The sequence below is a fragment of the Hyphomicrobium sp. genome, from assembly GCF_047600905.1.
GTDB lineage: Bacteria > Pseudomonadota > Alphaproteobacteria > Rhizobiales > Hyphomicrobiaceae > Hyphomicrobium_B.
On record NZ_JASGKD010000001.1, the window covers coordinates 675,716 to 690,544 of the forward strand.

Here is a 14,829-nt window from a genome sequence, read left to right on the forward strand (position 1 = left end):
AAGGGAACCAACCCGCACTGCCGCGCTCTTGGGGAGGGTTTACGTGCGGCAGCGCGGGCGGTCCACGTCATATCCAGCCGTCGCCCTTGCGGGACGGATGGCCGGGACTAACGCGGGCGGCAGAGGAGCGGGGACCTCTGCCGCCCGTTTCCGAATATTGCCGCTTACGCGGCATTCTTCGGATTTGAAGGGGCTTCAACGTTGCAGCGCGGCCGCTGCATCGTGAGCCCGATGGTGTTTCCATCGGGCGGCAGATGATCCCATCAGGGCACCTCGACGTTTTCGTTCCTGGTGCAACACCAGGATGTGAAACCGGCTCAGAGGTGCTGGGAGATCTTGACTGTCGCCCCCCAGCGACGCTGTCGTTAAGCACATATGGCTGTCGAATCTTGGCCGCGTCATGACCAAACTTCGATCAACGCGTGGCTGAAGCGATTTTGTGCGAGAAAGAGCGACGGGCGAATTGCTTTCTGATATCGGCAATTTGAGCATTTAAATCTTATTAACTATTCGGTTTTGGAGTTCTAATCAGACCGAGACTTATTTGTGTCCGAAGCCGCGAATTTTCCTCCCCCACTCAGAAGGTGAAAATGCAAAGCACGCAGCAAGCCGGTTTTCCTTTTGAAAACGGGGTGAAAGTGATTTCGCGATGCGTGCTGACGATCGTCGGCGACGGCTGGCCTTTTGCCGATCAATTCGCGGCCGATATCGAGGCGCATTGGCAAAATGCGAAGGCATCGAACCCGGGATATTTCAACGGCGTCGTTTATCTGACGAAAGATATCCGGTCGGAGGAGAGCGAAATTCACGGTTCGCTGATCAAGACCGATTTCAAAAGCTATCTCTATTGGAGGTCGCGCGGATTTCCCGAGGCGGGCGTGATCGACGGATTCGGGTCGGCGCTCATTCGGTCGTCGGATGGGGAATTCATGCTGATCCTGCAGCGGCCGGGAAATGTGAACCACGGTTTTGCGTACCTGCCGTCGGGCTTCATCGATCAATATGACGTGCTGCCCGACGGAACGGTCGATATCGGCCGCAGCGTCGAACGCGAAGTTCAGGAGGAAATCGGCGAGGTCGGAAACAGTCTCGTGCGCGAGGATGGGTTCGTCACCACACGCGCCGGCGTTCACCTGTGCTTTGCGGTGCCGTTTTATGTGCCGATGACGTCCGAGGAGTTCGTCGCCAGGGTCGCCCAGCACAATGCAACGTCGGATGATCCGGAGATCGAAGCGGTCGTTCCGGTCGGCAGGCTCGAAGATCTCGAGGGGCTGAAGGTGCTGCCTCATGCGCGCGCGCTGCTCGAAGCCCTTTTGGTCGCGCGCTGAAGTTTCAATTCGAAGGAAAAAGAGCTTGGCGCGGGCGGAGGCTTGCCGCATGGTGCCGCCGCTCGCGCGGACTTTCATCGCGAGCCATAGCGGGGAGACAGGGGCGCGATGGCGCTGACGTATCATATCCTGGATGTTTTCACGGAACGGCCGTTCGGCGGCAACCCGGTCGCGGTCGTGCTCGGGGCTGATCGTCTTTCGACCGCCGAAATGCAGACGGTGGCGCGCGAGTTCAATCTGTCGGAGACGGTCTTCGTGCTGGCCTCGACCAGTCCGGGTCATACGGCGCGGATCCGGATATTCACGCCGACCCGCGAGCTGCCGTTTGCGGGGCATCCGACGATCGGTGTGGCGGTGCTGCTAGCGGAACTGCGTTCGCCTCTCGGCAATGGCCACGGCGACGCGATCATCGCGCTCGAAGAGGAAATAGGCAGCGTCCGGGTCGGGGTGCGAACGCGAGCGGGCGCGGCGTCGTTCGGCGAATTCGACGCTCCGAAAGTCGCCAACCCGGTTGAAGCGCTATCGGAGCCGGAACAGATCGCAGCCTCTGTCGGGCTCATTCCGGCAGAGATCGGATTTGAAAATCACAAACCGACTCTGATCCGCGGTGTCCCGGTGTTTGCCTATGTTCCCGTCGCCAATCTCGAGGCGATGGCGAAAGTGCGGGTGGCGCCGCAGCATTGGGCGCGGGCGTTCGCGGATCGGGGAATCCTCGGCGTTTATCTCTATACCCGGCAATGCGTGCGCGTGCAGTCGGCGTTTCATGCGCGGATGTTTGCGCCCGAAATAGGCGTCCCGGAAGATCCGGCGACCGGTTCGGCGGCGGCGACGTTCGCTTATGTCGTGCAGGAGTTCGATGCGTTGCCCGACGGCATGCACAAGCGCGCCATCGAGCAGGGTTTTGAGATGGGGCGCCCGAGCGCCATCGCGCTGACGATGTCGGTTTCGCGCGGCAAGCTCGACGGCGTCCGCATCGGCGGCTATGCGGTGCGCGTCGCCGAGGGCGTCCTTCAGGTTTAGGCGTTCCTCATGCCATCCTCAGGTCAGGCCCGAGGATGGCAGGTACCGATTTGAATCAACGGCTCGGACGCACCATGCGAAGCAGCGTGTTGTCCTTCATCACGTAGTGATGGAACAGCGCCGCTGCGGCGTGCAGGCCGATGACGAAATAAAGCGCGTTGCCGAAGAACTCGTGAATTTCTTCGAGCTGATGTGCGAGTTCCTTGTCGGGGGACAGGATCGGCGGCAGCGAGAGGCCGAAAAAGGGAATCGGACGATCGGCGGCGCTGGTCATCGCCCAGCCGAGGAGCGGCATCGCGATCATGGCGGCGTAAAGCGTGAGATGGACCAGGCGCGACAGCCACTGCTGCCATGCCGGAGGCGCAGGCACGATCGGTGGTCTCGTGTTTCTGTTGGCGATCACGAGGCGGACGAGCACGAGCAGCAGGATCAGCAGGCCGCCGGTTTTGTGAGTCGACGTCAGGAAATCGCGGGTCGCGCTTCCGCGCGGGAAGTCGCCTCTGAATTCGATCGCCGCAAAGACAACCACGAAGGCGATCACGGTGATCCAATGGATTGCGATCAAGGCCGATCCGTAGCTCGTGGGCTGAGATCGGATCGAAGCATGCACTGCGGCAGTCACGAATTGTCCTCCGTTTCGGCTTGGAGCGGTCTTGGGGCTCCAGCCGGTCAACTGGCCTAGGCCGTAAATCCGTTGCTCAGTGCTGATGGCGATAAGATTTTGGAAAGGAAAGGGCGGTTTCGCCGCAGATTTGTAGTTCGCGGGAAGGATATCTGACGACAACAGCTTGATTTTGGTGCGCCAGATCGGTTATTGACCGCGATCTGGACCTCTGGTCGGTTTTTCTTGGATCATCGCCGTTATGGCCCGTGCGACCGATATTGCCGTTTTGCCAGCGCCTCGTCAGAGTATGCGCGGTCGGTTTTTCGCGTCCAAGCTTCTCAAGTCGCTCCTCCTTAGCGGCCCCTGGGCCGTGTGACGCCCGGCTGTCCGCCGGGTCCGTGCCCAGGGGATCGGATAGCCAGACATTCGAGCTTGAGAGCGATAAGCGGCGAACCTCAAAGGGCGCCCGGCAAGGGATAAAGTGCAATGACGTCTCGAACCAAAGATGCGGCGGTTGAGCCGAAGCGCGACGACGATAAAATCATCATTTTTGATACAACTCTGCGCGACGGCGAGCAGTGCCCCGGCGCGACGATGACTTTCGAAGAAAAGCTGCAGGTGGCGGAACTGCTCGATGCCATGGGCGTCGACGTCATCGAAGCAGGCTTTCCGATTGCGTCGGAAGGCGATTTCGAGGCGGTGACCGAGATTGCCAAGCTCGCCAAGCAGTCGGTGATCTGCGGTCTGGCACGGGCCAACTTCAATGACATCGACCGGGCCGGCGAAGCCATCAAGTCGGCGAAGCGCGGCCGAATCCATACCTTCATCGGAACATCGCCGCTGCATCGGCAGCATCAGCTTCAGCTGACGCAGGATCAGGTCCATGAGCGTGTCGTCGCTTCGGTGACGCGTGCGCGCGGCTACACCGACGACGTCGAATGGAGTGCGATGGACGCGACGCGGACCGAGCACGATTATCTGTGCCGCGTCGTCGAGGCCGCGATCAAGGCTGGCGCCACGACGATCAACATTCCCGATACCGTCGGATACGCGCTGCCGGAAGAATATTTCGATCTCATCACGATGCTGAAGACGCGCGTTCCGGGCATGGACAAGGTTGTGATCTCGACCCATTGCCATGACGACCTGGGCCTCGCGGCGGCGAACTCGCTGGCAGGCGTACGCGCGGGTGCGCGGCAGATCGAATGCACGATCAACGGGCTCGGCGAGCGGGCCGGCAACGCGCCGCTGGAAGAGATCGTCATGGCGATCCGCACGCGCCATGATCTCCTGTCGTTCCATACGGGCATCAAAACCGAGATGCTGTCGCGGGCGTCGAAACTCGTGTCGGCCGTGACCAACTTTCCGGTGCAGTACAACAAGGCGATCGTCGGTCGGAATGCGTTTGCGCACGAAAGCGGCATTCATCAGGACGGCGTGCTGAAGAACACCGAGACGTACGAGATCATGACGCCGGAGTCGGTCGGCGTCAGCAAGTCATCGCTGGTTATGGGCAAGCACTCCGGCCGCGCCGCGTTCAAGTCGAAGCTGAAGGAACTGGGCTACGAGCTCGGCGACAACGCGATGGAAGATGCCTTCAATCGCTTCAAGGCGCTGGCCGATCGTAAGAAGCATGTCTACGACGAGGACATCGAGGCTCTCGTCGACGACGGCGTCGCGCATATGAACGACAATGTGAAAGTCGTGGCGCTGACGGTCATCGCGGGAACGATGGGGCCGCAGTCGGCGACGCTGACGCTCGATGTCGACGGGCAGACGAAGACGGTGCAAAGTCTCGGCAACGGGCCGGTCGATGCGACCTTCAATGCCATAAAGCAGCTGCTGCCGCACAACGCGCGTCTCGAACTCTACCAGGTGCACGCGGTGACGGAAGGAACTGACGCCCAGGCCGAGGTTTCGGTGCGGCTCGAGGAAGACGGACGCGCGGTCACCGGCCGGGCTGCCGATCCCGATACGCTCGTCGCCTCAGCGCGCGCTTACGTTGCGGCATTGAACAAGCTCGTCGTGAAACGGCAAAAGACCGCCCAGGCGCAGCAGGCGGTTTGAACGCAAGTCGATAAGGTGTAGAACTTTGGTCGGAGAGGCTCGCTTCGGTGAAGCGCGCCCTCCGGTCAGCGAGACATGGCGATTGTTTGCGCTCAAAGCGGTAACCATTCGGACACTCGTTACTCTCCAAACGTCCGGTGACCTTGAATAACGCCGTGCGTCCCATAAGCTGGACGCGCAGTAACGGGTCAGGTTGGTGGGATGTTTGGTTTAGGCATCAAAAGTGCGTTCTCCGATAACATTGCCATCGATCTCGGCACGGCCAACACTCTCGTCTATGTCGCCGGACGCGGCGTCATTCTGAACGAGCCGTCGGTCGTCGCGATCCGCTCGAAGGGGGGCGTGCGCGAAGTGCTCGCGGTCGGCGACAAGGCCAAGCAGATGCTCGGCCGCACGCCTGAAAGCATCGAAACGATCCGGCCGCTGCGCGATGGCGTCATCGCCGATTTCGTCGCGACGGAAGAGATGCTTCGGCAGTTCATCGGCAGAACAAAATCGCTTGTCGAGTTCGTCCGGCCGCGCATTCTGATTTGCGTGCCGGCGGGTGCTACGCCTGTCGAGCGGCGCGCGGTCTACGAGACTGCGATGTCGGCTGGGGCGCGGAAAGTCTATCTGGTCGAAGAGCCGGTGGCGGCTGCGATCGGCGCGGGTTTGCCGATTGACGAGCCGAAGGGCTCGATGGTCGTCGATATCGGGGGCGGCACGACGGACGTTGCGGTGCTGTCGCTCGGCGGCGTCGTGCAGGCGAGTTCGATCCGCTGCGGCGGCAACGCGATGGACGAAGCGATTATCCGATACGTTCGACGACGGCATCAACTTCTTATCGGTGAGTCCAACGCCGAGCGGATCAAGATCGAGGCGGGGTCGGCGTCGCGCGCCGTCAATGGCGAGGCGGCGGAAATCGTCATCCGCGGACGCGAGATCCGGGAAGGGAAGCCCAAGACCGTCGTTCTCGGCCCGCAGGACATCGCCGAAGCGCTGGAAGGACCGATCGAGAAGATTGCCGAGTTCATCCAGCACACGATCGAGGATCTTCCGCCTGAAATTTCCAGCGATATCTGCGAGCGCGGCATCCACCTGTCGGGCGGCGGCGCGAAGCTCGCAAAGCTCGATCAAGAGCTGGAGCGCCGAATCGGCATCGAAATTCATTTACCAGGACAGCCGGAACAATGTGTTATCGCAGGCTCGGCGGCGATCTTGCAGTCGCTCAAAGAGCGCGAGCATCTTTTGATCAAGCCCTGACTTGATCATCGTTTGTATTTGAGAGCAGCGGATATTCGGCATGACGCGCCTCAAGGAAGGTCACCTCATTTTCCGGCGCGGAGATGACGCTCCGGCCGGGCGACGTTTGCGGCCGGTACTTCTTTTGCTGATTTTCGTTTCGGCGGCGCTGATGCTGCTCAGCCGCTTCGATCACAGCATTCTAGGGGACGTGCGCTGGCAGGTCGCCTCGTGGATGACGCCGGTTATCAAAACGGCGATGGTGCCGGTCGAGCCGCTGCGTGAAATCGGGCGGACGATTTCGCGACAGGCTGATCTGCAGGATGAAGTCGAACGCCTCAAGAAGGAAAATCAGAAGCTCGAAAGCTGGCAATGGCGTGCGCGGCAGCTCGAAGCGAAGCTGTCGGCGCTCGAAGCTTTTGCCAAGGTCGTACCGGAGCAGAAGCTCGACTTCATCACGAGCCGGGTCATCGCGGATTCGGGGGGAGCGTTCGTGCATAATGTCACGATCGATGCGGGACGAAACCACAAGGTGAAAAGCGGCTATCCGGTGATCAACGACGACGGTCTCATCGGACGTGTGGTCGACGTCGGTCCGACGGCGGCGCGTGTGCTTTTGGCCACGGATCTCAACAGCCGCATTCCCGTTGTTGTCGGGCCGCACGCCGTCAAAGCCATTCTGGCCGGCGACAACAGCGCGAACCCGCGTCTGATTTATATTCCGGACGGCGAGAAAGTCTCTTCCGGCGATGACGTTTCGTCATCGGGCACCGGCGGTCTTTTTCCGGCGGGGCTACGGCTTGGCACGGTGACCGACGACAACGCTGAGGCGCCTCGTGTCGCGCTGCGCGCTAACCTCGATCGGCTCACCTATGTCGGCGTTCTTTTCTACAATGATCCATCCGCTGACATGACGGATGATCTGTTGAGCCGAAAAGCTGCGATGGAAGTGAAGCATAGCGACGAGCGGGCGGGGCCATGAGGCTGCTGACGCCGATCCTGTCCGTCGCGGCGTTGACGATCGTTGCGGTCCTACCGTGGGGCTTGCCGACGGATGATCGCTTCGTGCTGCCGCTTTTGCCGATTGTTGCGATCATCTACTGGACGCTCGATCGCGATGCATGGCTGCCTGAATGGGCCATCTTCCTCGCCGGTCTCATGCTCGATGCGTTGACGCAAGGACCGCTCGGCTACTGGGCGCTTGTGTATCTCATTGCTTATGTCGTGGCGGTCTACTGCTCGAACATCAGGGTCGAGACGACGGCTGGACAGCTTGGATTATTCGCGGGCGCGATCGTGGCGGTGACGGTCTTCGCCTGGCTTGCCGCATCGATCTATTTCCTCGAGCTGCTGGCGTGGGAGCCGTACGCACTCGGCGCTGCTTTCGCTCTATTCGGTGCAACGGCGCTGGCGCTTGTTCGAGGATTCTTCAAGTCGTCGGGCTCGCCCGTGCGTCCTGCCCGGCTGACGCGAGGGGATTGATGGCGGACCCCGACGACGACGACTGGATGACGGCGAGCCCTTTCACGCGGCGAAGCTTGCTGCTCGGCGGAGCGCAGGTTGCCGGGTTCGCGCTGATTGGCTGGAAGCTGTTTGATCTGCAGGTCGTCAATGCTCACCGCTACGCGCCTCAGGCCGACGACAACCGCATCAATATTCAGCCTTTGGCGCCGAAGCGCGGGCGCATTCTCGATACATTCGGCCGCGTGCTCGCTGACAACGACCGGCTGTTCCGGGCGACCATTACGCCGGCTTTGAGCGGAAACGCCAGTGAAAGCCTGCGGCGCGTCAGCCATATCGTGGCGCTGACGGATGACGATATCGCGAGAATTCTGGCGCGAACGCGCAAGCAGAACCGCAACCTGCCGACGACGATCGCGTCCGATCTATCGTTCGAGCAAGTCGCAAAGCTCAATCTCTATGCGCCAAGCCTTCCCGGCATTAAAACCGATTTCGTCTGGCGCAGGCGCTATCATGACGGCACCGCATTGAGCCACGCCGTCGGTGTCGTCGGCAGCGTCGAGCGGTTCGGCATAGCCGATGACGCGGTGACCCGCATTCCCGATATTCGCCTCGGCAAGAGCGGCGCGGAGCTGGCCTTCGACAGCGATCTTCGCGGTGCTGCGGGAACGCAGAAATCGGAAGTCGATGCGCGTGGGCGAACGGTTCGCACGCTTGAAACGATTGATCCTGTTCCCGGCCGTGATGTTATGCTGAGCATCGACGCGGAGCTGCAAAGGCGGGTGGTCGAACGCATGGGGAGCGAGCGGCGCGCCGCGGCCGTCGTGCTTGATATTGCCAGCGGCAATATCGAAGTTTTGGCATCGGTTCCTGGATACGATCCGGCGGCAGTCGCGGGCGGGATCTCGGACGTCGATTGGAAAACTCTGTCGGAATTGGAAGACAATCCGCTGCTTAATCGTGCCGTCGCCGGACTTTACGCGCCGGGTTCGACTTTTCTTGTCGTGACCGCGCTCGCTGCGCTCAAAGCAGGCGTCGTTACAGTCGATGAACACATCACCTGCAACGGCAAATATGAGCTTGGCGGCCAAGTCTACAGATGTTCGAAGCCGTCGGGGCACGGCAACGTGACCGTGGAAGAGGCGATCCGGTCGTCGTGCGAAGTGTTTTTCTGCGAGATGTCGACCCGTCTTGGCATCAGCCGGATCGCGTCTGCGGCGCGCGCCATGGGCATGGGAGCTGCGAGCAATTGCGGTCTCATGGAAGAAAAGCCGGGGATCGTTCCGGATCCCGACTGGAAGCGGGGCAATCTCAATGCCGGCTGGGTCGGTGGCGAAACCGTGCTGACCGGCATAGGTCAAGGCTACATGCAGGCTACTCCGTTACAGCTCGCGATCGTTGCGGCTCGGCTGGCAAGCGGTCGCACGGTCGCGCCCGTGCTGCGCAAGACCGATCAGTCGACGGCGATTGATCCAACAACGTTTGCCGAGCTTGCGTTCAATGCTTCACACATCGAGACGGTGCGAAAGGCGATGCGTGAAGCGGTCAACGATGCCGACGGTTCGGCACGAGCTGCGGCGTCCGGTGACGGCAAGCCGCTTATCGCGGGCAAGAGCGGCGTGTCGGAGATCGGCGGCCGCGCCGCGGCGCGGGCAGGGGAGATGGTCGACTGGGCCAAGCGCAATCATTCGGTGTTCGTCGGCTATGAATCGGTGGCGACACCGCGCTACGCGATCGCAAGTGTCATCGAGCATGGCGGCGGTCCCGATGCCGCCGCGATTCTGGCACGCGACATCTTCCGGCTGATCGGCGGGCGCGAAAGCTTAGAACACGGGAAATCCGGCGCCGACGGCGAAGGGCTGCGGCAGCTCGATGCGCTTCATGGAGCCGGATGATGGCGATGAATTATTCTTCGTGGAGCCTCCGACCGCCTATTCATGCCGGAGCCAAGCTGTGGCGGGTGAACTGGCTCGTTATCGCCATCGTTTGCCTGCTGGCGGGCGTCGGCGCGGCGACGCTTTATTCGGTATCGGGCGGCTCTTTCGTGCCGTGGGCGGAACGGCATACGCTGCGTTTCCTGGTCATGCTCGTGGTCGTTGTCGTCATGGCAACGGTTCGTCTCGATGTCTGGATCAAACTCGCCTATCCGGCTTATGCGGTGGCGCTGGCGTCGCTGGCGCTCGTGCCGCTGATCGGGGTCGAAGCTCTCGGCGCGAAGCGCTGGATCGGTGCCGGCGCAATATCGTTTCAGCCGTCCGAGCTGATGAAGCTCGCGCTGGTTGCGGCGCTGGCGCGCTATTACATGTGGCTGCCGAAGGACGAGGTGGGGCGCGTGCGCTACGTGCTCATTCCTTTGGCGATGATCGGCATCCCGGTGGTGCTGACGCTCGGGCAGCCGGATCTCGGTTCGGCAGCGCTATTCCTGGCGCTCGGGCTTTCGCTGATGTTTCTTGCCGGCGTGCCTGTGCGCTACTTCGTCCTTGGTGCGGTGGTCGTCGTCGCAGCGCTGCCGGCGATCTGGTCCGGGCTGCACGGCTATCAGAAACGAAGGATCGAGGTCTTCTTCAATCCCGGAATGGATCCGCTCGGCGCGGGCTATCACATCACGCAATCGAAAATCGCGCTCGGAGACGGCGGCCTTGCGGGCGCCGGGTTCATGCAAGGAACGCAAAGCCAGCTCGATTTTGTCCCTGAGAAGCACACCGACTTCATCGCGAGCGTGATTGGCGAGGAATGGGGCTTTACCGGCATGATGCTGCTGGTCGCGATCTATGCGGCGCTCATCCTGATGATGCTGCTGATGGCGCGGCGGTGCGACAACCGCTTCGCGCAATTGGCGATCGCCGGCTCGGCGATGACGTTCTTCATCTATGTCTTCATCAATCTTGCCATGGTGACGGGCCTCGTGCCGGTGGTCGGCATTCCGTTGCCGCTCGTTTCCTACGGGGGAACGTCGATGACGACGTTGATGATCGGGCTGGGGGTCGCCATGTCGGCCTATGTGCACGGCCGAGATGGGTCGCGATGAGCCCGCGAGGCGCCGCCGCTGCCGGTTTTGGGGGCTTGTAAACGGCAAATTCCTCAATTGGTTGGCCGTCGCGGAGAGGGGGGTGGACAGAGTCGCGGAGCGGTGCTATGCGCTCCGGTCTCGGGGCCCGTTCGGGCCCTTTCGCCGTCCTTGGGGGCTAGGCTCCCGCTCGTTGCAGGACGGTGTTGGTACGGGTGATTAGCTCAGTTGGTAGAGCAGCTGACTCTTAATCAGCGGGTCGAAGGTTCGAGTCCTTCATCACCCACCATTTGGTTCAGGCGTTTAGTGAAAACTGTCGTTTCCATTCCGACTCTTGTCAGCGGATTGTTCTCGATTCTGTTTGCTTTCGATCCACGTGCGGCGGTGACGCGCTCGGTCTCAGTGCGCTTCACGTAAAGCCTCGCTGCCTCTGGAGTTCGATGGCCGGATAGAGCCATAACGCGCTGTCCGGTGAGTTCAGCATCCCCGAGTTCCGCGAGACCGCCATGCCTGCAGGCTGCCAAGGTGAGATCGCTAGTTAATTTGGCTTTCGTTGCAGCATTGCGCGCCCGTGCTCGGGCACCGCGCATTTTGAATGGGTGACCTGCCACTGGTGTTTCATCCAGCGGCGTTTCTGTTACTCCGTGTGGCGTGTGGTGAACAGGCAAAGTCGTGCGCGTCAATGGTCAATGAGCGTCAGTCAATGATGTGATATCCGCCGTCGATATAGAGCGTTTCGCCTGTGATCAGTTTCGCCCCATCCATGCCGAGAAACGCCACGGCGATGCCGACGTCATCGATCGAAACGAGGCTGCGGGCGGGTGCTTTTGCCTGCGCTTTCTGCAGCAACTTATCGAATTCGCCGATGCCGGACGCCGCTCGCGTCTTTAGCGGGCCTGGCGATATGGCGTGGACCCTGATCCCTTTGGGACCGAGTTCGGCCGCCATGTAGCGAGTGGCAGATTCAAGAGCCGCCTTAACGGGACCCATGATGTTGTAATGTTCGACGACCATCTGAGAACCGTAATAGGTCATCGTGAACAGTGCGCCGCCATTGGGCATCAGCGGCTCGGCGAGCTTGGCCATTCTGATGAACGACCAGCACGAAATTTCCATCGCGCGGAGGAATCCGTCGTTCGAGCAATCGACGACGCGGCCTTGCAAATCGTTCTTGGGCGCGAATGCAATAGAATGCAGGCAAATGTCGAGCTTGCCCCACCTCTTCGCAACTTCGTCAAAGACGGCCTCAAGCTGTCCTTCATGTTGAAGGTCGAGGGGCATTAAAAGCGATGCGTCAATCTCTTTGGCGAGCGGTTCGACATAGGACTTGGCCTTTTCGTTGAGATACGTCATCGCGACGTCGGCACCGAGCGCTTTAAAAGCTTTTGCACATCCCCACGCGATCGATTGATCATTGGCAACGCCGGTAACGAGCGCTTTCTTTCCTTTGAGCAGGCTAAGAGAGGGAGCATCGCTCATGCGCGCTTCTCCTTAAACTCAACGGAATGGTTCTCTCTTAAAATTTGAAGCGTATGGCGAGCAATCATCAGTTCCTCGTCGGTCGGGATGACGTAGCACGCGACGCGGGATCGCTCGGGCGAGATGCGCGTCTGGCTTTTCTCGTTGGCTTCGTCGGAGAGTTCGATGCCGAGCCAGGCCAAACGTTCCACGACGGCCCGCCTGATTAACGGTGCGTTCTCGCCGATGCCGGCGGTGAATACCAAACTGTCTATTCCGCCCAATGCGGCCGTCAGCATGCCGGCGAAGAGGGCGATGCGGTATGTGAAGACGTCCAGCGCAAGCTTGGCGCGCGGGTCGGAGCTTGCCAGAAGCTCGCGCACATCATTGCTGATTCCGGAAAGACCCTTGAGACCACAGTCGTGATAAAGAAAATGCTCCGTCTCCTTTGCACTCATGCCTTTTTCGCTCATGAGGTAAAGGACCACACCGGCGTCGAGCTGACCCGGCCGCGTACCCATCGGCAATCCGTCGAGCGCGGTAAAACCCATGCTGCTCTCGATGCTTTTTCCTGCCGCCAGGGCACACATCGAAGCGCCGCTGCCGAGGTGGGCGACGACCACGCGACCGCCGGCGATTTCCGGGGCAATTTCGCGTAGTTTCTCTGCGATGTATTCGTAAGATAGACCGTGAAAGCCGTAACGGCGTACGCCTTCGGCATAAAGCGTTTCGGGGATCGCGTAGCGGTCCGCGACATCGGGATGGCCTCGATGAAATGCGGTGTCGAAACAGGCCACTTGCAGTAATTGCGGTTGGCGTTCGAGAACGATTCTTATCGGCGCCAGGTTGTTTGGCTGGTGCAGAGGCGCAAGCGGAATGAAGCGCTCCAACTGCTGAACGACGCTCGATGTGACGACAGTTGGTGCAGAAAAGCCCGAGCCGCCGTGGACGACCCTGTGGCCAATGGCGACCGGCAGCCTGCCGACATAGTTGCGCAAAAACAGAACGAGTTGGTTGAGTGCATCCGGCAACTCGGCGACGTCGCTCGTGCTCCATGATTGATCGACGACGCACGCGCCTTTGGCATCCTTTGCTACCAGGCGCGGTCGCGTCCCGATGCCGTCGATTTGGCCTTTAAGTCGCCGCGCGAGCCGATTGGAGGACTCGACTGCAAACAGCTGAAACTTGATGCTTGAGCTACCGGCGTTCACCACCAGGATCGTTTCCGACATCGGTCAAGCTCTGATTGGTGCGTTGGCTCTTCTGTTATGGGCGAGCAGCATGGCAACGGCGCAGGACGCCATGCGCGTGCGGACGTTATCGGCCCGGGATGTCAGAATAACCGGTACTCGCGCACCGAGAACGATGCCGGCCGCATCCGCGTTCGAGATGAATGTAAGATTCTTGGCCAGCATGTTGCCGGCTTCGAGATCGGGCACGACAAGAATCTGCGCCTGTCCCGCGACCGATGATTTGATGCCTTTGATGCGAGCGGCATCAGGGCTGATCGCGTTGTCGAAAGCGAGCGGCCCGTCGAGTTCGCCGCCGGTGATCTGGCCGCGGTCCGCCATCTTGCACAACGCTGCCGCTTCGATCGTGGAAGGAATGGCGGGCGTGACCGTTTCCACGGCGGAGAGAATGGCGACCTTCGGTCTTCCGAGGCCCAATCCGACGAAAAGATCTATGGCATTCTGCACGATATCGCGCTTTGCGACCAAGTCGGGCGCGATATTCACGGCAGCGTCGGTGATGAATAACGTCTGCGGATGCGTCGGCACGTCCATAACGAAGACGTGACTAATCCGCCGCCCTGTGCGCAGGCCCGTATCCTTCTTGGTTACGGCTCCTAAAAGTTCGTCGGAGTGGAGACTGCCCTTCATCAGCAATTCAGCTCGGCCCGCCCGAACCACTTCGACCGCCTTGTCGGCTGCCGCCCGGCTGTGAGGAACGTCGATCAGCTCGAAACGAGAGATGTCGAGCCTTTGTGCTTTTGCTACGGCCTCTATCCTGTCTCGAGGGCCGATAAGAATCGGAGCAATGAGGCCGGCTTCAGCGGCTTCGACGGCGCCCCTGAGAGAAGTCTCGTCGCACGGATGAGCAACGGCCGTCGGAAGCGCTTCCAGGCTCTGAGCCGCTGCGATAAGCCGCTCATATTTTTGATGCGTGTGGAGTTCGGAGACGGCCGCCGTTGCCATAACGTCTCTCCTGCCGGGCACCTACCACGCCAAAAACATCGCCACCTCTCCCGGCATGCCGCCGGGGAAATTTATAATTTCCGCATGCAACTTGTATCCGAGAGGTCGCAACTCGCTATTGTAGAAATCGTATGCATCCTTCGCAAAGCCGGTAAGGGTCGTCGGCCATTCAGGATCGGCGATATTGATGCGCCGTCCGCCGTCGCTGCAATAGCTCGACGGGAACGTTATGATTTGAAGCTGGCGTTGGCCGTTTTTGGCGGCATTTCGGACCGCGTTGTTGACACGCTCGATCGCCGTTGCTTTCTCTGCAACTTTGCGTGACATGAAAGCTTCGCGCAATTCGAGTTCCTGCTGCGCCTTCTTTTTCTTGAAATCTCGCTCGCGGTCGATTTCTTCCATTTCCGCGTCGGACGAGATCATCTTCAAGTCTTCGGGTCGCAACAGCCCAGGCATTACTTTTCTCCT

Annotated in this window: 13 protein-coding genes and 1 tRNA gene; 9 read left to right on the top strand and 5 right to left on the bottom strand. The window is 60.5% G+C overall.

The window, feature by feature from the left end; genetic code table 11:
- The first annotated feature begins 590 nt into the window (after nt 1-590).
- Nucleotides 591-1,328 (top strand): NUDIX hydrolase, encoded by a 738-nt coding sequence (locus QM780_RS03460; RefSeq protein ID WP_415069095.1) that lies wholly within the window; start codon nt 591-593, stop codon nt 1,326-1,328.
- Between the two features lie 108 nt (nt 1,329-1,436).
- A complete protein-coding gene (locus tag QM780_RS03465; RefSeq protein ID WP_415069096.1) occupies nt 1,437-2,348 on the top strand; it encodes a PhzF family phenazine biosynthesis protein in 912 nt (303 codons plus the stop codon).
- A gap of 55 nt (nt 2,349-2,403) precedes the next feature.
- Here the strand turns inward: QM780_RS03465 and QM780_RS03470 are convergent, their stop codons facing one another.
- A complete protein-coding gene (locus QM780_RS03470; protein ID WP_415069097.1) occupies nt 2,404-2,970 on the bottom strand; it encodes a cytochrome b in 567 nt (188 codons plus the stop codon).
- A gap of 468 nt (nt 2,971-3,438) precedes the next feature.
- Here QM780_RS03470 and QM780_RS03475 point away from each other — a divergent pair, with 468 nt between their 5' ends.
- The 7 genes from QM780_RS03475 (at nt 3,439) to QM780_RS03505 (ending at nt 10,997) form a co-directional block, all read left to right on the top strand.
- The gene (locus QM780_RS03475; RefSeq protein ID WP_415069098.1) at nt 3,439-5,019 is read left to right on the top strand and encodes a 2-isopropylmalate synthase; all 1,581 of its coding nucleotides are present in this window, start codon (nt 3,439-3,441) and stop codon (nt 5,017-5,019) included.
- A gap of 201 nt (nt 5,020-5,220) precedes the next feature.
- Entirely contained in the window at nt 5,221-6,261 is a 1,041-nt protein-coding gene (locus QM780_RS03480; protein WP_415069099.1) for a rod shape-determining protein, read from the top strand.
- A 40-nt stretch (nt 6,262-6,301) separates the two neighbouring features.
- Nucleotides 6,302-7,222 (top strand): rod shape-determining protein MreC, encoded by a 921-nt coding sequence (mreC, locus tag QM780_RS03485; protein WP_415069100.1) that lies wholly within the window; start codon nt 6,302-6,304, stop codon nt 7,220-7,222.
- The gene (gene mreD, locus QM780_RS03490) at nt 7,219-7,722 is read left to right on the top strand and encodes a rod shape-determining protein MreD (protein ID WP_415069101.1); all 504 of its coding nucleotides are present in this window, start codon (nt 7,219-7,221) and stop codon (nt 7,720-7,722) included. The genes mreC and mreD overlap by 4 nt, the downstream gene beginning before the upstream one ends.
- Nucleotides 7,722-9,596: a penicillin-binding protein 2 gene (gene mrdA / locus QM780_RS03495; protein WP_415069102.1), complete on the top strand. Its 1,875-nt coding sequence runs from the start codon at nt 7,722-7,724 to the stop codon at nt 9,594-9,596. The genes mreD and mrdA overlap by 1 nt, the downstream gene beginning before the upstream one ends.
- A gap of 5 nt (nt 9,597-9,601) precedes the next feature.
- Nucleotides 9,602-10,729 carry a rod shape-determining protein RodA gene (rodA, locus tag QM780_RS03500; protein ID WP_415069103.1) on the top strand — a complete coding sequence of 376 codons (1,128 nt, stop codon included), beginning with the start codon at nt 9,602-9,604 and terminating at the stop codon, nt 10,727-10,729.
- Nucleotides 10,730-10,921: 192 nt separating this feature from the next.
- Nucleotides 10,922-10,997 (top strand) — tRNA-Lys (locus QM780_RS03505).
- Nucleotides 10,998-11,404: 407 nt separating this feature from the next.
- On the opposite strand, the gene fabI is transcribed toward QM780_RS03505, so the two are convergent.
- The 4 genes from fabI to QM780_RS03525 are packed head-to-tail and all read right to left on the bottom strand — an operon-like array spanning nt 11,405 to nt 14,817.
- A complete protein-coding gene (gene fabI, locus QM780_RS03510; RefSeq protein ID WP_415069104.1) occupies nt 11,405-12,187 on the bottom strand; it encodes an enoyl-ACP reductase FabI in 783 nt (260 codons plus the stop codon).
- Complete coding sequence (locus QM780_RS03515) at nt 12,184-13,398, bottom strand: acetate/propionate family kinase (RefSeq protein ID WP_415069106.1); 1,215 nt, start codon at nt 13,396-13,398, stop codon at nt 12,184-12,186. Before QM780_RS03515 ends, fabI begins: the two co-directional genes overlap by 4 nt.
- A 3-nt stretch (nt 13,399-13,401) precedes the next feature.
- Nucleotides 13,402-14,361, bottom strand: coding sequence for a phosphate acetyltransferase (locus QM780_RS03520; RefSeq protein ID WP_415069107.1), 960 nt, complete (start codon nt 14,359-14,361; stop codon nt 13,402-13,404).
- 21 nt (nt 14,362-14,382) lie between these two features.
- A complete protein-coding gene (locus tag QM780_RS03525) occupies nt 14,383-14,817 on the bottom strand; it encodes a hypothetical protein (RefSeq protein ID WP_415069108.1) in 435 nt (144 codons plus the stop codon).
- Nucleotides 14,818-14,829 lie beyond the last annotated feature (12 nt).

Bases quoted from the DNA above. Each gene is read 5' to 3' on its own strand.
- QM780_RS03465 (WP_415069096.1), top strand. From the start codon at position 1,437: ATGGCGCTGACGTATCATATCCTGGATGTTTTCACGGAACGGCCGTTC.
- QM780_RS03525 (WP_415069108.1), bottom strand. From the start codon at position 14,817: ATGCCTGGGCTGTTGCGACCCGAAGACTTGAAGATGATCTCGTCCGAC.
- QM780_RS03475 (WP_415069098.1), top strand. From the start codon at position 3,439: ATGACGTCTCGAACCAAAGATGCGGCGGTTGAGCCGAAGCGCGACGAC.
- QM780_RS03460 (WP_415069095.1), top strand. From the start codon at position 591: ATGCAAAGCACGCAGCAAGCCGGTTTTCCTTTTGAAAACGGGGTGAAA.
- QM780_RS03520 (WP_415069107.1), bottom strand. From the start codon at position 14,361: ATGGCAACGGCGGCCGTCTCCGAACTCCACACGCATCAAAAATATGAG.
- mrdA (WP_415069102.1), top strand. From the start codon at position 7,722: ATGGCGGACCCCGACGACGACGACTGGATGACGGCGAGCCCTTTCACG.
- QM780_RS03480 (WP_415069099.1), top strand. From the start codon at position 5,221: ATGTTTGGTTTAGGCATCAAAAGTGCGTTCTCCGATAACATTGCCATC.
- QM780_RS03515 (WP_415069106.1), bottom strand. From the start codon at position 13,398: ATGTCGGAAACGATCCTGGTGGTGAACGCCGGTAGCTCAAGCATCAAG.
- mreC (WP_415069100.1), top strand. From the start codon at position 6,302: ATGACGCGCCTCAAGGAAGGTCACCTCATTTTCCGGCGCGGAGATGAC.
- mreD (WP_415069101.1), top strand. From the start codon at position 7,219: ATGAGGCTGCTGACGCCGATCCTGTCCGTCGCGGCGTTGACGATCGTT.
- rodA (WP_415069103.1), top strand. From the start codon at position 9,602: ATGAATTATTCTTCGTGGAGCCTCCGACCGCCTATTCATGCCGGAGCC.
- fabI (WP_415069104.1), bottom strand. From the start codon at position 12,187: ATGAGCGATGCTCCCTCTCTTAGCCTGCTCAAAGGAAAGAAAGCGCTC.